A 19,492-nucleotide genomic window follows, 5' to 3' on the forward strand; every position below is an offset into this window, starting at 1 on the left:
CCTATCGGCGGCCGGTCCAGCCCGCCGCCGTCAGCGGCCTTTGCCTAGAGGCCGAAGGTGATCGCGACGTCGTCGGTGATCGTCAGCGAGTTGTGACCGGCCGGCGAGGGCGCGCCGAAACGCCAGTTGATGAGGCTGTTGAGTGCTCTCAGTGCGCACCCCGACGCTGCCGGGACGGCGAACGTGTTGCCGGTGTGCTCGTTGCCGAACGCCTCGAAGTACGTGTCCTCGAAGACGAAGTCGCCGACCGTCGCGACCGGGAGGTCGAGCTGGATCGGGTTCGCGTCGGTGCCGAACTTGCAGGTCCCGATCAGCGGGTTCTTGACCGTCAGCTTGACCGGCAGCGAGAGGTCGAACGTGCCGGAGTCGAACTTGATCGGACCGTTGCCGGCCAGCTTGAACTGGACGGTCAGGTTGTTGAGCGGCGACGGCGAGTTGCTTCTGACCAGGCCTCCGGGAACCTTGACAGGCGTGGAGTCGAGGCCGGTTCTGCCCACGGGCGGGACGAGCGCCGTCGAGTCAGCCGTGATCCCGCCGCGAATGTTAAGCGAGTCGCCGAGCGGTATCGCGGTGCCGTTGATGTTGAGCGAGCCGCCCGTCGACTGCAGCACGAGGCACTGCGTCACGCCGGTGGCCGTCGTGGGGCAGTCGCTGAAGTCAGGCGCGGCAAGCGCCGAACTGCTGAACGCGACAGTGGTGAGTGCAGAGCCGATGACAGCCGCAGCGGCGACGCGTGCACGAAAACGCATGGGTTCTCCTACTTCGTTGTCTGACATGGAATGCCGAGCGAATGGATTCCTATCTGCGAGCGACCACGACCCGGTGAAGCTTTCGTAAACACACACCGAATAGTGTTTACACCACTACTGAAACGCTTAAATTCAAGTGTCAGTAGCAATTCGTCAACATCGCGGGCAAGAGATCGTCACAGCGCGTCAACTCTCTTGTGACGTTCTCGTGAACACGCCTGGACGCGGGGCTGTGTTCACTTAGTATCGACGGAGGGCGCCGACTGCGGCGTCGCGCGCTGCTGATGACTTCCCGAACCGTCGCCCGACACACACTCCTCGCAGTGGTGCTCGCCGCCACCGCCGCAGCCGGCAACTCAGCCGGGGCGGGGGCCGTCGTCCTTCCGTCGCAGACGCTCGACGGCCCCAACGCGACGATCCTCGACGTCGGCGGCGCCGCGCTCGCACCGGACGGAACTGGCGGCGTCGTCTACCGCAAGCTCGTCGACGGCACCCCGCACGTCTTCGTCGCCCGCTTCGCACACGGATCGTGGAGCGCGCCGATCCGCGTCGACACCGGCCAGTCGTTCGCAGCGACCTTTCCGACGATCGCGGCGGGCAACCGCGGTCGGCTGCTGGTCGTGTGGGCGACTCCGTGGGCCGTGCGACGAGATCGCAAGACCCACTTCGCGTTGATGTCAGCAACGCTCGATCCCGGCGCCCGGGGCTTCGGGCAGGCGATCGAGATCGACCCTGACGACATCGGCGATGGCTCAGCCGCTTACCCGTCGCTCGCGATGGCGCCGGGCGGCGCGGCCTATGTCGCATACCGAGTCGTCACCAATCCGCTCGACGCGGACCAGGGCGCCAGTCTCGGCACGATGCCGATGCGCCCCGGCGACGAGCTCGTTGACGTACGCGTCGCCCGCTTCAACGGCCTCACCTGGTCGTCGTTGGGCGAGGTCAACCGACTCGACGACCAGGTCACGATGCGCCGTCCGAGCGCGACGAACGCTCCGTCGATCGGCGTCAACCGCGCCGGCAACGCCGCTGTCGTGACGTGGCAGGAACCGAGCAGCGACGGCGTCGCGCGGATCTGGTCGCGTCGCATCTTCGGAACCACGCCGGGCAACGTGCTCGCCGTCAGCCCGACCACGCTCGACGGCAGCCCGGTCGACGTCGACGCGGACGCGCCGGCGCTCGCGGTCAGCCAGCTGTCCCAGGCGAAGGTCGCCTTCCGGCTCCTCGGCGGATCGGGATCCGTTGCCGGCGGTTCACAGCTGTTCCTCAGCGACTTGCCGGCGCTGATCGAGGACACCGCCCAGAGATTCGGCGTGGCGGAACGGATCGAGACAGCGGCGTCGATCGGTCGCCCTAGCGTGTCGGTGGACGCAGACAGCGGCTACCGCCTCGTGTACTCCGCGGACTCGGCCGTGCGCCTCGTCACCGGCGACATCGACGGCCGCCAGCCCCCGGCCCCGTTGCCGGGCGGCAACGGCGATCTCCCCTTCGCGACGTTGAACCCCGAAGGTGGCGGCGTCACCGCCTGGCCCAGCCTCGACGACGGCGGTCGGCCGGTCGTCAAGGTGCGCCAGGACTTCCCCGCCGGCGAGTGGCAGCTGGCCGCTCTGACGGCACCCGTCAGCGGCGCGGTCGACGGCCTGGCGACCGGCGAGTCCGAGCGCGGTGACGGGCTCGTCGCCTTCCGGCAAGGTTCCGCTGAGCAGTCGCAGGTCGTCGCGGCGATCGCGACGTCGCGTCCGGCATCGTTTCTCGCGACGACCCCCAACCGCTGGGTGCGCGCGAAGGCCGCCCGCGTGCGCTGGGACGCCGCACTGACGAGCGCCCGCGGCATCACCTACACGGTGACGCTCGACGGGCAGACGAAGGCGCGTGGCCTGACCGCGCGCCGATTCAGATTCGATCCGCGCGGCCTTGGCGACGGACGCCACGACGTCCAGGTGACGGCGGTCGACAGCGACGGGCAGGAGACCGCGAGCGCGCTCGCGCAACTGCGGGTCGATTCGAATCCGCCTCAGGTGACCGTGAGACGAGCGGGCCGCCGCGCGGTCGCTGTCGTCGTCAGAGACACGGCGTCGGGTCTGCGCCGGGCCTCGACCCGGATCTCCTTCGGCGATCGCACGCGAGCTGCCGGCGGACGGGCGTCGGCGAGACACCGGTATCGCAGACCCGGCCACTACGTCGTGACCGTCCGCCGCCGCGACAGAATCGGCAACGCCGGCACATGGCGCACGCGGGTGCAGGTCAGATGAGGCTGGTACGCACGGCGGCGACCGTCGTGGCGTCGGCGGGCGTCGCGACCGTGCTCGCCACCACGTTCGCGACAACGAGTGCCGACGCGGCCTTCTCGCCCCCGCAGATGATCTCCGGCAACACCGCGATGGCCGCCGACACGGCACTGGACCCCGTGTTCGCCGCCGCCGGCCGGTACGTCGCGTTCACCGGCTCGCAGTCGGGCACGACGGGCATCTTCCGCAAGGATCTCGCGACAGGCGCGCTCGAACTCGTCGCCGGCGGCGACGCAACCTCGCCGTCGATCAGCGCTGACGGCCGCTACGTCAGCTTCACGACCAGCGCCGACCTCGACCCGGCCGACAGCAGCGGCGACTGCACCAGCGTCTACGTGCGCGACATGTCGGCGTCCACGGCCTCCTCCGCTGCGTACACGCTCGTCTCGGCCCGTGACGGCGCAACCGACAGCCTCTCCTACGCCGACAGCGCGACGCCCGGTTGCCCGGGCGGGGGCGCGGACGCGACTCGCGGAGCGCTCAGCGCCGACGGGCACCGGGTCGCGTTCACCGTCATCGGGTCCTCTGACCTCGAAGGCGGCCCCGGGGAGACCACGACGCCGCCGCTGCAGGTGGCGATGCGAGCGCTCGACACGGACAGCACGATGCTGGTCAGCCAGACGCGCGAGTCGCTCGGCTCCACGCCGGCGCCGGTCCCCGGCGCGGCAGCGCTCGCCATCGCTCCGCAGCAAGGAAGCCCCGGTGCCCGCACGAGCCGCAGCACGGCGACGATCAGCGCCGACGGCTCGACGGTCGCGTGGATGGGGGCGCAGATCCCAGCGCAGGCCGCTGTCGACCTCGCCCGTCTGCCGAGACCGCAGCCGGACTGGTCGCCGACGTGGTACGCCGAGCCGCTGTGGCGGAGGATCGCCGACGGTCCTGCCGCTCCGACGCGCCGGATCCTCGGCGGAGACGACGATCCTGAGGCCTGCCCGACCTGCAGCGGGCCGCTCGTCGCCAGCTACACCAGCCAGAGCAGCATCGCCGAACGCTCCCCGACGCCCGTCTTCGGCAGCTTCGTCGTCAACGGCATCGCGACGGCGTCCTTTCCCTTCCGATCCAGCTTCGACGCGATCACGCCGCGCATGAGCGCCGACGGGCGCACCGTCGCGCTGCTCTCGACCCAGCCGACGCCGCCAGAGGCGGCGATCCTCGCGAGCAGCCCGACGCGAGGCCTCACGACCGCCAACGCGTTCGTCGTCGACATGACGCCGGGCCTCACCCGCCAGCAAGCGGTACGACAGCTGACGGCGTGGCCGTCGTTCGACTTCGGCACGCTCGCACGGACCGGCGACGTGACCGAGATCGCGATCTCGCCGGATGGCTCTCGCGTCGCGCTGACGACGCCGCGGATCGTCTTCTCGCTCTCGCCGCCGGCGCTCGTCAGCGCACCGCTGGGCCAGGTCGTCGCCACCGAGCTGTACCAGGTCAACCTCGGCGCGAGCACGCTCTCGCTCGCAAGCATCGGCTACGACGGGAGAGCGGCCGACGGCGACGTGTTCGGGCTGTCTTACGGCGGCGACAGCCGCACGATCGCCTTCGCTTCGGCCGCCGCAAACCTCGTCTACGGCGCCGTCAACGGCTCGGACGCGATCTTCGCGATGAGAGAGCTCGAGGTCCCGTCGGTTCCCGGCCAGCCGACCGAGACGCCACGACCGATCTCACCGGAGCCGACGCCGCGTTGGCGGATCAGCGCGACCGCGCGTAGAACCCGCGACGGACGCGTGCTGCTCGATGTGGCCGTCCCTGCGTCCGGGCGGCTCGCCGTGGTCGCAAGCGCCAACGTAGCCGTGGCCGCACCGAGACCGAAGAGAAGCGCCAGCCGCAGGCGTACTTCATCGCGCAGAGGCGCCAGACGCCCTGCGGCGCGTTCACGCACGGCTGCTCGTCAGCGTCGGACGCGCATCGTCCGGCGCACGGTGGCACAGGCCAAGACCACCACAGGCAGCGCCGGCGTGGTGCACCTGAAGCTCACGACCCCGCAACGCTATCGGGCCCTCGCCCGCGCCCGCGCCGGACTCGACGCAACGCTCGCGATCGCCTTCACGGCCGCTGGCAGACCGGCGCTGCGAATCACGCTCCAGACGCGGTTTCGCGTCGTGCCCAAGCGGCCCGCCAGATCGCTGCGGACACCTCCACCCAGACCCTCACCTCGACGCACAGCCCAGGGATGAGCATGCCCGCACTCGCCCGTGTCCTCGCCGTCGCCGCAACCGCGCTGCCGCTGGCAGGGACGTTGGCGCCGGCCTCCACCGCGGCGCAGGCCGAGTGGCAGTTCGCGCCGGCCCTCGCGCCCGCGCCGCCGATCGGAGCGCTGCCCTCGCCGTACCGAGTCCGGCTCGGGAACATCGGCGACATCGAGTTCTGGTCGCCGAACCGCGGCGTGCTGATCACCAGCGGCACGGAGGCCAGCGGCGGCATCGTGCCGATGGGTGTCTACGCCTATGACGGCGTCGACTGGCACCAGCTCTCGACGGTCTGCGGCGGTGCCGACGGCCGCATCGCGTTCTCCGGGCCCGACGAGTTCTGGACGATCGCCGACCAGCGTCCCGGCCAGGTCACGCAGATCGGCGCCTCGCTGGCCAACATGTCGCTCTGTCACTTCCAGGGCGGTCGCGTCGTCGGCTCCTATGCGATGCCGCTCGACCAGCCCAACTCCTACCGGCCGATGAATGCCGTCGCCTGTCGCAGCGCCGACGACTGCTGGTTCGCCGGCGCTCGCGCTGTGCGACCGGGTCGAGGCGGCTTCCATCTGCACTGGGACGGCAGCGCCGTCACGGCGTTCTACTCGCCGCAGGATCACGCGATCACGGACATCGCCGCGCTGCCCGGCCAGCTGTACGAGAGCGTCAGGCTCGGCGAGGACGACGTCTTCGCGGACGAGGACCCCGCGACGCCGGCCCTGTTGCACACGATCGCTTCGCCCAGCTCGTCGACGATCTTCCGCTCCGTCGTCCCGTCCGACTCGGCATGTGCCGGCGAGGTGGTGTGCCCGCCGCTGCCCGACTACGGCAGAGACCCAGCGGGAAGACCGGTGTGGCCCGCCACGCTCGGCGGGTTCAGCCTCAGCAGCGACTGGTCGCTGGCCGGCTCCTCCACCAGCCCCCCGCAGCTGTGGGCGATCGCCGGCCTGCCGTTCGGCACGCCCAAGGTGCCGGCCGGAAGAGGCGCCGGCCACCCGATCGCCTTGCGCTTCTCCGGCGGCACCTGGACGCAGGTCGTGCCGCGACTCGGCACGTTCCCGGACGGACAGACGCCCCTGAAGATCGCGGCCGAGCCCGGTACCGGCGCCGCGTGGGTCGCACTCGGGACCGACGGTGCGCACACCTCCTACGTCGCCCGTGTCAGTGCCGACGGCAGCGTAACGGCCGTTGGCGAGCTTGGTGTCGACCAAGGCGTCGGCAAGCGCGGCACGCCCAGCGCGATCAGTTGCCCGGCGGCGAACGACTGCTGGCTGGGAACGGACGAGGGCTGGCTGTTCCACCTCACCAACGGAGCGCAGCTGCCGCGCGACACGGACCCCAGCTTTGCCGGCGTGATCACCTTCCGCCCGCCAGACGGTGGCGTCCCGTTCGCGCCGCCGGACGACCCGCCGCCCGACGACTCGCTGCGCAACCAGGCCCCCCCACTGCCGCCGGTCGGCCCCGGCAACGGTGACGACGGCGACGACAGACCGCGCAGACAACGCAGAACGCGGGTCGTGAGACTCGTCAAGAACGCCAGACGAGAGATCGTGCGCAGAACGACGCTGAAGATGACGTTCACGCTCACTGCACGAGCGCACGTCCAGCTCGTCGCGTCGCGCAGATCGCGAGTCGTCGCGCGAAGCCCCAAGCGGACGATGAACGCCGGGCGCCGCGTGATCATGCTGCGTCTCTACCCTCGTCGCTGGCCGACGAAGCTCGACCTCCGCGCCACGCCTGCGCCGGCCTCGAAGCGGAAGCATCCGAAGAAGCCGGGCTGAGCAACCTCGTCGGGGCGGCCGGCCGCGACCGGCTGCCCCGAAGGCGTGCCGCAGCTGCTAAGTGGTTGATGCCACGGTTGTTGGTTAGGTGGTGAGGTCGGCGAAGGTTCGTGTTGGGCGGCCGGTGAGCCAGTTGAGCCAGATGCCGGCGCTCTAGGCGAGGAGCTTTACGGTGATTCGGGCGCGCAGGCCGTGCAGGCTGCGCGCCAGGTGCAGCTCGAGCCCGAGTTGGTCTTTGAGGGTCCAGAAGAAGCTCTCAATCTGCTGTCGGATCAAGGAGAGGTGCAGGCCGTTGTCGGGTTCGGTCGCGCGGGCTGGGCGCAGAACCTTGGCGCCGTAGGTATCGACAGCATGCTGGGCGAATTCCGCGCCTGCGTAGCCCTTGTCGCAGACGATCGCTTCGCCGCCGCGCAGGCCGATCGCGAACAGGCGGTGCGCGACGTCACGTTCCTTCTGGTCGGCGGAGGCGAGGATGACGGAGTGGATCGTGCCGTCCGGTGCGCCGAGCAGATGCAGGCGCATCCCCAGAACCAACGGGAATGGCTGCGGCTGTAGTGGTAGGCGCATGCAGGGCCAAGATCGGAGCCGCGCGCGGTCTCGACCGACCGGCCACACTCGACCGGCGTTGGGTCCAGCAGGCAGATCGAGTCCCGGTAGCCCGGACAGTCTCTGGCGGACACGGCCATGACCCGCTCGATCTGCTCAGTCAGCCGCGCGCGCCGCTCTCAGAACGCGTCCTGAGTCGGCAGGACGGGGAACAGGCCGCTCAGTCGCCGCCGTGCGGCCCGCAGGAACTGCGATCCGAGCTGATCCCGAGCAGCGGCTGAGCGATACAGAGCGTGATGACCTCCGCGTCAGCGATCCTTCGCCTGGCGTTCCCCAGCCTTGTGGGCAGGAGATCGTCAGCCGTGACGAACACGGCACAGAGCAGCAGATCGAGGTCGGCAAGCATCGTGGCCCCCTGGTCGACGGTGGCACTGAGCACCGCCGACTTCGATCTGCGCTCCATAAACACCTGCCACACCCACCGGCGTGGCATCCACCATCTAACTGTTCTGCTCGTGGTGTTGGTGAACGCGGGTGATGGGGGCTTGGCCGCTGCAGGCTGGGTGTGGTCGGCGGCGGTTGTAGAAGCGGATGAACGATGACAGGGCGCGGTCGCGTTGGGTGCTGTTGGGCCAGATGCGGCCGTGCGCCCATTCGCGGTCGAGGGTGCCGAAGAAGCGCTCGATCTTTGCGTTCCAGCGGGGTGTGTAGGGCGGGATCAGGATGTGGCGGGCGCGATCTCAGCGAGGGCGTCTTTGAAGGCGGCGCTGGTTGAGTAACACCTGGCGTTGTCGCTCATGACCGCCTCGACTGCGCCGCAGCCTTGCCGGTGGAACCAGGTCGTTGCGCGGCGCAGCGTGGCGGCGACGTTGGTCGCCTTCTCAGCGCTGTGCAGCTCGCAGTAGGCCAGGCGGGTGTGGTCGTCGACGATGCCGATCACGACCGTTTTGCCGACGTTGCGGCTGCGGCCTGTCTGGGAGCGATCTCTGGTCGCCCAGTGCCCGGGCGCGTCGAACTTCGGGGCTGAGAACGCGTCGATGTGCAGCAGCGCGCCGGCCTCGGTCGATTCGTAGCGGCGCGTGCTCGCCGGCGGCGCTGAGCGCCGCGCTCGGCTGACGCCATGGCGGTGCAGCACCTTCCAGATCGTCGAGCGATGCCGGCCGATCAAGAACGTCAGCCGCATCGGCCCCCAGTTCGTTCTCGCCCTTGCGTCAAGGATCTGCTGCTCGGCCTCGGCGCTGAGCGCCCACGGACACGACCTCGGAACCGGCGGCCTGGCTCGCAGGCACGCTCGCGACGCGCGCTCCTCCACGCTCGCGTCCTGCCACCGATGCCACCACCGATGCGCGGTCGCCGGCGCGACGCTGAGGGCGGCCGCGGCCGCCCTCAGCGTCGCGCCACCCTCCACCAACTGCACCAACTCAAGCCGGCCCCGCAGCCCGAGCTTGCACCTACGATCCTCCATGTCCGGCCTCCTTCGGCAGGTCTGTCCTCGCAGACCGCACCTTCCGTCGGAGGCCGGACACCTCCCTTCAAACGTTCACAAACCCCGTGAGCAGCTCACCTAGCGGCGCGCCTTCTTTCTCGCGGCTCTTCTCGCTGCTGCTCTTCTGATCGTGACCGTGCGTCTCTTGGAGCTTGCGTTGCCGGCTTGGTCTCTCGTCGTGACGATCACCTGGACGCGCAGCGCGCCTCTCTTCAGCAGCCCTCTGCCTGCCCCGTTGAGCTTCGCGGTCACCGTTCTAGACTGACCGCCCGCGAGCGAGAACGACACCTGGCCGACCGTCACGACGCTCGTGCGCAGTCTCGCTCTTCTGCCCTTGCCGACCTTGACTCTCGTCGTCGCCGTCAGCTTGATCGTGCCAACGCAGGCCGACTCGCCTACCGGACAGCCGAGCGTCGCCACGAGCGCGTCTCTCGCCGCTCTCAGCTTCAGCGAAATGTCCGGGGCGGTGGTGTCCGCCACGGGAGCGGGGATCACCGGCGGTCTCTGCTGCGGCGGCGGGACGACGATCGGCGTTCTTCTGTCATCCGGCGGAGGGGGCTGGACGATGTCTCTCGCCGAGACCGTCACCGTCCGCGTCGCCGCCGTGCTGACCTGCTGGTCGCTGCCGCGCACCGTCAGTCTGACGCTGTACGAGCCGGCCGCGCCGAAGACGTGGTCGATCTGCGGCGTAGAGCTGTCCTCGATGACGCCGTCGCCATAGTCCCAGTGGTAGTTGAGCAGTCTCGTGTCCGGCGAGGCGCTCGACGCGGACGCGTCGAACGCGACCTCGTCGCCGACGAACGCCGAGTTCGTGCTGGCCGTGAACGAGGCCGCGGGTGCGGTCGTCGACTGCACCACCACTCTCGCCTCGCGCTCGACAACACCGAAGTCGCCATGCATCCGGAGTCTGATCGTGTAGACCCCCGGTCTCGTGTACTGATGTCTGGCGGTGGGGTCCTGTCTCGTCTCGAAGTCGTCGGGTGCGAGCCATCTCGTAGCCTGCTCGTAGCCGTTGGACGCATCGCCGTCGAGATCCCACTCGTACTTGTAGCCCCACGTACCGACGAGCAGCGCCGAGGCGTCGAAGTCGACCGTCGACGCGACCGGAATCGTGATCGGGGCGCTCGCATCGAGGTCTCTGCCGCCTGTCGCGGCCGCGAAGGTGCCCTGCGGTTGCGAGCAGGGACGCTCACTCGCCCCGGGCGACAACTCAATCACCTCGCGACCGTTGACGGCCACGCCGTCGGTCTGCGCCTGTCCCGCGTCGTCGCCGGCGGTCAGCGCCCAGACGCTGCCGTCGCTGCCGGTGGCCAGGCCCGCGGTGTTGTTGATGTTGTTGAACGACAGCGCGCAGTCGCCTCTGCCGGAGACGTTGCCGAGCGTGTTCAGGATCGAGCTGACCGGCACGTCGGGGTTGGACAGCGACCCGTCCCACGACTCACCCGGAGCGCTCACCGGCGCGAGCAGGCGGATACCGAGATTCGACTCGTACCAGAAGCCGGATCCGGCCGAGCGGGCCGTCCACGGCGTCGCCTGTCCGACCTCCAGGAACATCGCCGCATAGCGGCCGTTGCTCAGCGCGACGACCTGCGAGGAGGGCTTGGGGATGGCGCCGAACGTCGGTGTCGAGACGGCCGCCCAGCGCGAGAAGTCGAGGCCGAAGAAGGGCGGGAACATGGCCGGCGTGTTGACCCACGACTCGAGCACTCTCGGCTGGTCGAGATCAGGCCCGAGCCGCACCACTGCGACGGCGCCGGCACCGCGGGCGTTCTCGACCGCCGAGAGCGTCGCCGTCAGCCCGCCGTCAGGATCGCGCGAGAGGCCGCCGTAGTCGCGCTGGTAGGCGCCGATGTCATCCGGGGCGTTGGGCAGTCCGGTGAGCTCTGCCGGCGTCCACGTCTCGAGCTTGTCACCGGCCGCTCTGCCGCCGCCGTTGGTGAGCGCGATGCGCGTGATCGCGGCCGGCACGCCGATGTCGCCGGACATCACGGCCAGCGTTCTGCCCGTGCCCGTGCCCGCGATCGCCAGCGCGGTCGGGAACACCGTGGTGCTGTCGAGGTTCAGCTGCGCGCTCGTGCTGAGGACGCCCGCCGACTGCGAGCCGTCCTCCGCCTGCGTGTAGGTGTCGGCGGTCAGCCCGTCCGGGGTCGTCAGCTTGCCGTCGACGACTCTCGTCGACCACGCGACGATCGCGATCGCCGCGTGGGTGTCGACGTCCTGCAGCGAGACGTAGACGCGCCCGGGGTTCCCCGCGGAGCCCGAATCGACGGTGATCGCGGCGATCGAGGGATAGTCGCTGAGCGGCTGCCCGCCCGGCAGCGAGAAGCTCGCGACGCCCTCGACCGCACCGCTCTCGCTCAGCTTCTGCAGGCGCCACTGGCTGCGCGCGCTGCCGAGCTGCGAGGGCGTTCTGCTGGTGCGGTCGACGACGTAGATCGCGGTGCCGTCCGGATCGCTCGCGTCGACTGCGAAGCCCGTCGGGTTGAGGAATCTGCCAGGGGCGGGAGCACTCGAACCGTCATAACCGCCGCTGTTGAAGTACGCCGCGTCGAACCCGCCGAAGCGGTGCGCCTCGCCGTAGGGGTCGGCGGCGTGAGCCGAAGCGGTGGCCACCACCGAGGCGGCAACCACGATCGGCAGTGAACGTCCGATGCCGCGCCGGATCGTCGAACCGATCTCTCGCCGCCATCTGCGCTTCGTACTTGTCACTCTCGTCACTTCTCGCAAGGGAACCTCGTCTCTCAGGGGGATTCACAACGTGCCAAGGGCGGCGCCGAATTCGGCGCCGCCCGAGGCTGTCGAATTCACCGCGTCGAAGTCGACACGATGAATTCGGCACGCGCATGGTCGTCAGACGACCGGCGCGCGTTCTTCTGTCATCGAACTGCTCTTGTCAGAGCCTCTCAATCCAAGGCTCAGCCGCAGAGCGCCGCGTTGTTGCGCGCGGCGGTCCCCGGGTTGGTCGGCAGCGCCGCGTAGTATCTGGCGGGGCCGGTGGTGGAGCTCAGGAACTGCTGGCCGCCGATGCCCAGGAACGGCGACGCGCTGACCACGTATCTGACGTAGTTGCACGCCGTGTCCTCGACGTCGGTGGTCGATCTGGCGGGGGAGTTTCTGCCGTACGCGGTGCCAAGCGCCCCCGTCTGGTAGTCGTCGAACACGATCATGTACGTGACCGCGACGATGCCGTACTTGTTGCTGGCGGGGCTCAGACCGGCGTCCGGACGGTTGGCCGTGATGCCGAGCGACGGATCGCTGCTCGGATCGAACCACGAACCGCCACCCGACGGGTACGACGACGGGACTCTGTTGTCCGTCGTGGTGAAGTCGCTTCTGTCGGTGCGCACGTTCGCGCGATCGCTGCTGATCGGATCGCCGTAGGTGGCCGGCGAGGTGGAGCCGTTGTTCTGGACCAGCGCGTACGCGATCAGGTGGGGCGCCGACGTGGTGCAGTCGGCGGCCGTGCCCGCGTGGGACGCGAGCGTGTTCGTGAACCCGGCGGTGACCGCGTCCGCGAGGTTCGCGTAGCCGATCGCGCCCTCACCGGCGGCGGCGACGTTGCCCGCCAGCTGGCTGCCGCCGCTGTTGGCCGTGGAGCAGCGCGTCAGCTCCAGGTTGGTGCCCGACGGCCACGTGGTCGTGCCATCGTTGAATCTCAGCCACGTGGTCGAGTCGACCTTCGCCAGGTAGTTCTTGAAGGCGTAGGTGGTGCCCGACGTCGAGGAGCGGCCCTCGACCTTGATTCTCGTGTTGAGGCCGGCGCCGCCGAGGCCGGTCTTGCCGGCCGCCGTCAGCAGGGCGCCCCACGTGTTGGCCGCGAAGCCGCCGTTGGTCGGCAGCGTGCCGGCGAACGTCTGGTTCAGGAGCGCGTTGGTCAGGCTGACCTGGCCCGACAGGCCCGTGACCGTCGACGGGATGCCGAGGATCACCGCGACCGGCGCCTGCGTCACCGGAACCGTGACGGCCGTGGTGCCCGTGAGCAGGTTCGAGGCCGCGATCTGCGCCGTGCTCGGCGGGTCATCCGAGGAGCAGTAGTCGAACATCGGCGTCGGCGAGCCGAGGCTGCCGCCGGTGAAGCCCCAGTTGTTGAGGCAGCGACCGCTTGAGTCCGAGACGTAGGTCAGACCCGAACCGCCGGAGATCTTTCTCGTGCTCGTGCCCCAGTTGGCCAGCCACTGGCCCTGGACCACGTTCTGCAGCGACGCGCCGCCGCCCTGAATCGCGATGCCGGCCGCGGAGGCCTGCCCTGCCATCGCACCGGCCATGAGCGCGCCTACGCCCACGGCGAGACCAGCCTTGCGAAGGCCGTTCTTCCAACTTGACATCGTCCCGTCCTTTTCCCCCTAGAGGGGGATCGATGTGATCTGCCCCGACCCCCTTCGTCGAGGTCTACATGACCGTAAACGCGTGTCTGGAGGGCGATGTAATAAGAACGTAAACACCTGTGCCAACACCAGCTCCCGATTACGGGATGCGCCAATTCATCACATTGAGGTCGCCGCGCCATGCGTTCACCCTCTGCGGAGACGGCGGTCGCGTGCGGTCGCGTAGGCGAGCCGGCCGGGGTCGTTGGACGTGCGGCGGCGGCGATCCAGGCGCAGCGTCGCGCCCGCTCCTGCCGCGATCACGAGGAGCGCCACCGACAACGGCCACGACGGCGCGCGCGACGTGCGGTCCGGCTCGTAGGCGGCCATGTGATGCATCAGCTCGGTGGCGACCTCCTGCTCACGCTGGCGCTCGGGCGCGGAAGCCGTCTGGGAGACCGGCGACTGGCCCTGCACCTGCGACGTGCCCGACGGCGGCGTCGGGCGCGCGGGCGACGGAGGCGGGGGCGGCACGGCGGCGCGCACGGGGATCGGGATCAGCGCGGCGGCGACCGGGATCGCCAGCGACAGCGGTGGCGGCGGCGCTCTCACGGGAGCCTTCGGCGCCGGGGATCTCTGCGCAGGCGTCGGCTGCGGCTGCGCGGACGGAGACGGCGGCAGTGGCGGTGCGATGTCGATCTCGGTCGGGGTCCGTCTCGCCGGCTCCTCGTCGGGCGGCGCAGTGAAGTCCGGCGGTTCGATCTCCGTCTGCGCGACGATCTGTCTCGCCGGCGGGGGGTTACGCAGCGGGACAGTGCCGCACGGCTGCTGGACGCTGCCTCTCAGGATCGTCACGTCCTGCGAGTAGCTCAGGCCTCCGGACTCGACGGTCACCGTCGTGTTGCCCGCGTTGAACGCGCAGAAGAGGCCCGACGCAGGATCGAGCAGCGGTTTGCCGTCCACGCCCTGGAGCACCGCACGGGGGTTCGTCGAATTGGGATCGCGCGCGACGAAGTCGCCGATGTCGGGGTTCGACGACGTGAAGCGATAGGCGAGCGGCACCTGCTGCCCGCAGCTGGCGCCGATGCAGCTGCTGGGAATCGCGACGTACGGGTCCGGGTTCTCGATCCGGTTGGCTGCGGTGCCGGCGACGCTGTTGCCGCCGAGCGGACGGCGTGCGAGACCGGTGAAGAGGGCGACGCTGCTGCGTCGCAGCAGCAGGCCGTCGGTGGCATCGAGCGCGAGCTGACCGGCGTTCGGGATCGTCAACGCGCTCACGGGCGCGACGTTGGTCACGGGGTTGCGCCTGGCGACGTCGACGCTGACGAGCAGGAACCCGCTGTCGCCGAGGAACTCGTCGAGCTTGACGGTCGGCCGCGTGACGTAGCCGAGCGTGCCCGTGCCGAACGCCGGGACGGTCCGCGGCGCCACCCCGAGCGTCTGCTGGACGTTCTTCTCGACGCTCTGGAACAGATACGCCGAGGCGCCGTGGTTGACGAGCGCATCGACGACGAGGTCGCTGTCCGCGGCGTGGTTGGGCGCCGACGCGTCCAGCAGGTCGGCGTTCGCCACCACGAGCGCGGGCACCTGCGCGGCGTTCGCGGCGTCGAGCTGCGCGCAGAGCCAGTCGAGCTGGTCCTGGATCGCGGTCGCGGAGCATGCCCCGCTCGTGCGTCCCGGTGCGACGGCTCGACGCGACGTGTCGAGCACGATCACGCGCACCGGGCCTGTCGCGCCCTCGGAGTCGAACGCGTACGCCGCGATCCCCGCGGGCGGCTGAGGGGTGCCGGGCGGTACCGAGCCGGCAGGCGCGGACGGCCCGAGCGCGGCCACGAACGGCGCGATGCTGCCATCCACCGCGGCCTCCCCGGCCGATGCCGCCGCGTAGGTCGGCAGCGTGGCACCGGATCCGCGCAGGATCTGCGAATAGCGCATGAGCTCCCGGCCGAACGCATCGGCATCGGTCGTTCTCTGCGTCGGCGAGAGGCGCGAGCCGGCATAGAGAAAGGCGCGCAGATCCGGTATCTGCGCGGCGCGGTTGACGGCGGCGCGCAGCCACACGTCGGGGCCGACGCCGAGGTTCGCCGAGTCGGCGCAGAGCTGGGCGCACTGCGCGCCGCCCGCGAGCGCGAACGTCGCCATCCCCGGCGGTGCGCCGACCGGGACGGTCGCGGCCGCCGGCGGCGCGGGCCCGGCGCCGTAGCGCTGAGCGCTCGCCGTCTGCACGCCTCCCTGCACGCCGCCGCTGTACTGCCGGCCGCCGGTGTTGCCGCCGACCGCCCAACCGGTGGTGCCGGCGGGGTCGACGGCGAGCGCCAGGACGGGATCCGGCCAGGCCGGTGCGTCGATGCCGCTCTCGACGTAGGCGCCGTGCTGGACGTCTTGCCATCCGCCCGCGTTCTCGCGCAGCAGGTATCCCGTCACGGGGAGCGGGTCGGGGTCGATGAACAACGGCGGCTGGCCGGGCGGCGGCGAGGGCTGATCGTTGATGTCGAGGTCGGCCAGCGCCGTACCGTCGGTGTCGACCGAGACCAGCGCACGCACCGACGCGCCGTCGCGCAACGCGGCGAGCGCGGAGATTCTCGGCGCCTGCTGCCCGGAGAGCGGCGGGCCCTCTCGCCATGGCGCGCTGGGTCCGTCGCGCTCGATCACGACGCCGGGGCCGGCGGCGACCGCGCCGCCGTCGCGCAGACCGGCGACTCTCGTCAGCGCTCGCCCTCTCAGCAGCTGCGTGACGGTGTCGTCGATCCGCCAGCCGGCGCCGTCGCGCACCAGCAGGCCGCTTCTGCTCGACGCGACCGGAGTGCCGAAGGTGGCGACGGTGCTGTAGGTCGCGAGCGCCTGCGTCCCCGCGAACGCGACGTCGGTGAGGTGTTGCTGCTGAATGCCCTCCGGCAGCGCCTCCTGCGTCCACATGCGGCCGTACGCGAGCAGGACGCCCTGCTTGCCGACGGCATAGCCGACGTTCGGGTCGCTCGGCGAGAAGGCGACCGCGTTGAGGTTGCCGTGGAAGTTCAACGGCTTGCCCGGGTCGGGTTCCCACAGACCGGTGTCCGAGCGCCACAGCCACATCTCGCCTTCGTCGCCGACGGCATAGGCGCGCCCGCTCTCGGGCCACGCGACGCCGCGCAGCCGCGGCGTCGCGCGGGCCCCGCTGGCGCCGTACATGAACTCCGGCTGCCATCCACGCCCAGGCGCGAAGCGGGCCGCCTGGCCGCGATCTCCGACGGCGAGCATCTGCGCGTCGGCGTCCCCGGCGGCTCTGCCGGGCTGCGAGGCCAGCGCCAGCAACGGGTAGCGGAACGGGACGGGCCACGACGTCAGCGGGCTCGGAACCGCCGTCGCCGCGACGCGCAGGAGCGTCGTGCCGGCCAGCGCGCCCGTCCATCCGTCGTCGGGCGCGCTGAACGCCGCCGTCGCGCCGCCGGTTCCGGCGCCGACGACGTAGTCAAAGGTGCCATTCCCCTGCAGCCGCAACTGGACGCCGCGGGGCAGCCCGGTGACGATGCGCGTGCCGGGGTCGGCACCGGTGCCGGGGAAGGCGACGCTGCCGTACGCGTCGCTCGGAAGAGGAGCGGCGAGCGCGCCGGTGGCATCCGCGCATGCGGCTCTCGGGTAACACCATGTGCCGATCGGCGGCCCGTCCGGCGCAGCAGCGGGAACGAGCAGGGTGCCGCTGCCGTGCGCGGCGTCGAGGTCGAGATCGACCCATGCGCCCTGCGCAGTGACGGTCAGCTTCCGCGGCGTGGTCGCGAGCGGCTCGGCGCCGGCGCCGAGCAGCGGGCTCTGCGGTCTACGTTGGAGCCAGACCCGCGTGTCTCCTGTGCTCGGCATGCGCTGGAAAAGCGTCGCTCTGTTGCCGGTTCTCGCCAGCAGCCAGGCGTCGTCTGGTCCGCTGGCGACGAGTGTCGGCGTCAGCAGCGGATCCGTCGGCGGCGTGCATCTATCCGTGACCAGAGCGATGCAGATCGCCTCGCGTGTCCAACTGCTGCCGTCGTAGTGGAGCACCCCAGGAGCTGCTCTGGCGTCCCCGTCACGCGCCGGGAGGACGAGCGCCCCCGTGCGGCCGGCCTCGTCGATCGCGGCGATCGTCGGACGCAGGAGCAGGCTCGGATCCTGCTCGCCGGCGTAGAGGCGCTCACCGGCCTCGAGCACTGGATCGGCCGGTGCGGCCGGGTCGTCGTTGGCCGTGGTCGTCGCGGCCGGATCCTGCGGTGTCGTCGTCGCTTCCGGGTCCCGCGGTGTCGTCGTCGGCGTCGCAGGCGCCTGCGACATGTCCGGCGATGTCGCCTCGTTCGTCATGACCGCGCCGGTAGCGGCCTCACCGTCGCCGGACGCGTCGTGAGCCGCTCTCGGGTCGGTGCCGCTCACCGTCGGCTCGCTCGGCGTCGGGTCGGTCACGGGCGGTTCGCTCGGCGAAACGTCTCTCGCATCCGCGGGCGGCGTCGCAGACGGCGGCGCCGGCGCGATCACGAACCCGCCGTTCGGATCACGCGTCGCAAGCCGCCCGAAATCATCCGTCGTCACACCGTCGGCACGTGCCAGCACCGCGAATCCTCCGCTCGGCGTGACGACGCTGTACGGCCAGGCGGGCTCGACGTTCAACGGGCCACCCTGAGCATCGGCGAACGGCACCGGTTGCCAGACGCCGGAATCGCGCGTGTAGCGAATCGCCCCCCACTCCAATCCTCCGGAGGTGGCGGCCTGCGGCTCGCTCAGCTGTCCGTAGCCCCAGACCTCGCCCGGGGCGCCCTGGGTCGCTGCGCCCAGCAGCCGTACGTTGACCGCCGGCGCTCCGAGCACCGGCTGGAACGTCAACCCGCTGCGGTCCTCGGTGCCAGTCCCGGCGAGATCTCCCAGCGAGATCTGGGCCAACCATGCGCCGGCCACCAGCACGAGGGCTGCGGCAACGGTGACGCGCCTGCGTGCGCTTAACCTCACGCGGCTCACGCGGCCGCGTGGTCGCGCGCTCCAGTGCGGCGACGACCGGACGCAACGTGAACACGGCGAGGATGTTGTGACAACACTGCAGCTCCTTGATTGCGCCAGGGGGACCGGCGAGATGCGGGCGCAGACCCCGAACGCGACGATAGTCTGCCGTGCCGTAAAACGGACAACGTGAAGAATTGGTGATCACATCGTCAACACGTGTTCGTTCTCAAGTCGTTGACATCCTCGCTGCGCCGGGGGTCGATGATCGCGCGTCAGCCGTCAACGAATTCTGGGAGCAGTCTGGATGAAGGAGCGCATCTCGCGCGGCATCGCGCCCGCCGCGCTGACGATCTCGATCATCGCGCTGGTGGTGTCGACGACCGGGCTCGCGGGCGCCGCGCTCGGCGGACGTGAACGCCCGGTCACAGCCGTGAACGCCGCCGCAAACAGAAGACCGGGTACACCGACCAGAAGAAGCTCCAAGCGCAGAGCGCTGCCGGGCCCCAGCACGACGCCGCGGCCGCTGGGCCTGTTGCGGCTCAATCGCAGAAAGCAGTTCCCGGCGTCGGCGATTCCGCTGGTCAGCGTCGCGAGATCCGCTAGATCGGCGAGATCCGCGAGAAACGCCGACAGACTCGGCGGCAGAACGCTCGCACAGGTGCAGGGCAGCTGCGCGCCGACGACGATCGACCTGGGCAGCTACTGCATCGACGCCTCCCCGTACCCGGTCGAGCCGCAAGACGCCGGCGACAACGACTGGTTCTGGGCGACGAGACGGTGCAGCGATGCCGACGGCTACCTGCCGAGCGCTGCGCAGCTGATCGGCGCTGTCACACGGCTCAAGCTCGAGTCGAGCGTCAGCGATTCGGAGCTGACCTCCTCGCGCGACGAGGACCCGGCCGACGGCAGCAAGGATCAGCGCGAGATGACGTCCAACCTCATAACGACGACCGCCGGCGGCAGCGCCGCCGGCTCGCAGGGCGTCAGCGACGGCTCGCGCGGCGACCCCCGTCAGGGCGAGCCGGACCCGGTCCCGCTGCCCGCCAACCCGTCACCCGAGACGTTGCAGTACATCACCGTATACGACAACGCCGACCACGGCGGCTTCGCCGGGGCGAAGCCCGTCTCGCAGCCGGAGAACTTCCGTTGCGCGTACGCGAAGACCCCAGGCGCCGAGGAGCGCGGCGCCGAATGATCGAGTTTGAAAACACCGCGCCGTGTTC

12 protein-coding genes are annotated in these 19,492 nt (G+C 70.3%); 4 read left to right on the forward strand and 8 right to left on the reverse strand.

The window, feature by feature from the left end; all coding sequences use genetic code 11:
- Window positions 1-44 precede the first annotated feature (44 nt).
- On the reverse strand, window positions 45-749 hold the full coding sequence (locus tag Q7L65_RS02800; RefSeq protein ID WP_304718698.1) for a hypothetical protein: 705 nt from the start codon (window positions 747-749) through the stop codon (window positions 45-47).
- Window positions 750-1,075: 326 nt separating this feature from the next.
- Between Q7L65_RS02800 and Q7L65_RS02805 the strand changes: the two genes are divergently transcribed.
- The 3 genes from Q7L65_RS02805 to Q7L65_RS02815 are packed head-to-tail and all read left to right on the forward strand — an operon-like array spanning window position 1,076 to window position 7,001.
- Window positions 1,076-3,001 (forward strand): PKD domain-containing protein, encoded by a 1,926-nt coding sequence (locus Q7L65_RS02805; protein ID WP_304718699.1) that lies wholly within the window; start codon window positions 1,076-1,078, stop codon window positions 2,999-3,001.
- Entirely contained in the window at window positions 2,998-5,211 is a 2,214-nt protein-coding gene (locus tag Q7L65_RS02810; RefSeq protein WP_304718700.1) for a hypothetical protein, read from the forward strand. The genes Q7L65_RS02805 and Q7L65_RS02810 overlap by 4 nt, the downstream gene beginning before the upstream one ends.
- Window positions 5,208-7,001 (forward strand): hypothetical protein, encoded by a 1,794-nt coding sequence (locus Q7L65_RS02815; RefSeq protein WP_304718701.1) that lies wholly within the window; start codon window positions 5,208-5,210, stop codon window positions 6,999-7,001. Before Q7L65_RS02810 ends, Q7L65_RS02815 begins: the two co-directional genes overlap by 4 nt.
- 153 nt (window positions 7,002-7,154) lie before the next feature.
- On the opposite strand, the gene Q7L65_RS02820 is transcribed toward Q7L65_RS02815, so the two are convergent.
- From Q7L65_RS02820 to Q7L65_RS02845, 7 genes are all read right to left on the reverse strand, one after another.
- Window positions 7,155-7,523, reverse strand: a complete 369-nt coding sequence (locus Q7L65_RS02820) for a transposase (protein ID WP_304718703.1) — start codon at window positions 7,521-7,523, stop codon at window positions 7,155-7,157.
- 244 nt (window positions 7,524-7,767) lie between these two features.
- Complete coding sequence (locus tag Q7L65_RS02825) at window positions 7,768-8,010, reverse strand: hypothetical protein (RefSeq protein WP_304718704.1); 243 nt, start codon at window positions 8,008-8,010, stop codon at window positions 7,768-7,770.
- A 37-nt stretch (window positions 8,011-8,047) separates the two neighbouring features.
- Window positions 8,048-8,272: an integrase core domain-containing protein gene (locus Q7L65_RS27655; protein ID WP_370552513.1), complete on the reverse strand. Its 225-nt coding sequence runs from the start codon at window positions 8,270-8,272 to the stop codon at window positions 8,048-8,050.
- Entirely contained in the window at window positions 8,266-8,730 is a 465-nt protein-coding gene (locus Q7L65_RS02830; RefSeq protein ID WP_304718705.1) for a DDE-type integrase/transposase/recombinase, read from the reverse strand. The genes Q7L65_RS27655 and Q7L65_RS02830 overlap by 7 nt, the downstream gene beginning before the upstream one ends.
- Before the next feature lie 381 nt (window positions 8,731-9,111).
- Complete coding sequence (locus tag Q7L65_RS02835) at window positions 9,112-11,649, reverse strand: PKD domain-containing protein (protein WP_304718707.1); 2,538 nt, start codon at window positions 11,647-11,649, stop codon at window positions 9,112-9,114.
- Between the two features lie 299 nt (window positions 11,650-11,948).
- Complete coding sequence (locus Q7L65_RS02840) at window positions 11,949-13,298, reverse strand: hypothetical protein (RefSeq protein ID WP_304718711.1); 1,350 nt, start codon at window positions 13,296-13,298, stop codon at window positions 11,949-11,951.
- A 246-nt stretch (window positions 13,299-13,544) separates the two neighbouring features.
- A complete protein-coding gene (locus Q7L65_RS02845) occupies window positions 13,545-18,212 on the reverse strand; it encodes a hypothetical protein (RefSeq protein WP_304718713.1) in 4,668 nt (1,555 codons plus the stop codon).
- A gap of 361 nt (window positions 18,213-18,573) precedes the next feature.
- Between Q7L65_RS02845 and Q7L65_RS02850 the strand changes: the two genes are divergently transcribed.
- Window positions 18,574-19,464, forward strand: a complete 891-nt coding sequence (locus tag Q7L65_RS02850) for a hypothetical protein (protein WP_304718714.1) — start codon at window positions 18,574-18,576, stop codon at window positions 19,462-19,464.
- The last annotated feature ends 28 nt before the right edge of the window (window positions 19,465-19,492 follow it).

Source organism: Conexibacter sp. CPCC 206217, from assembly GCF_030646165.1.
GTDB lineage: Bacteria > Actinomycetota > Thermoleophilia > Solirubrobacterales > Solirubrobacteraceae > Conexibacter.

What these genes read in the sequence shown, in the direction of transcription:
- Q7L65_RS02800 (WP_304718698.1), bottom strand. Translation starts at nt 749, where the DNA reads ATGCGTTTTCGTGCACGCGTCGCCGCTGCGGCTGTCATCGGCTCTGCA.
- Q7L65_RS02820 (WP_304718703.1), bottom strand. Translation starts at nt 7,523, where the DNA reads ATGCGCCTGCATCTGCTCGGCGCACCGGACGGCACGATCCACTCCGTC.
- Q7L65_RS02810 (WP_304718700.1), top strand. Translation starts at nt 2,998, where the DNA reads ATGAGGCTGGTACGCACGGCGGCGACCGTCGTGGCGTCGGCGGGCGTC.
- Q7L65_RS02825 (WP_304718704.1), bottom strand. Translation starts at nt 8,010, where the DNA reads ATGGAGCGCAGATCGAAGTCGGCGGTGCTCAGTGCCACCGTCGACCAG.
- Q7L65_RS02815 (WP_304718701.1), top strand. Translation starts at nt 5,208, where the DNA reads ATGAGCATGCCCGCACTCGCCCGTGTCCTCGCCGTCGCCGCAACCGCG.
- Q7L65_RS02830 (WP_304718705.1), bottom strand. Translation starts at nt 8,730, where the DNA reads ATGCGGCTGACGTTCTTGATCGGCCGGCATCGCTCGACGATCTGGAAG.
- Q7L65_RS02850 (WP_304718714.1), top strand. Translation starts at nt 18,574, where the DNA reads ATGAAGGAGCGCATCTCGCGCGGCATCGCGCCCGCCGCGCTGACGATC.
- Q7L65_RS02840 (WP_304718711.1), bottom strand. Translation starts at nt 13,298, where the DNA reads ATGGCCGGTGCGATGGCAGGGCAGGCCTCCGCGGCCGGCATCGCGATT.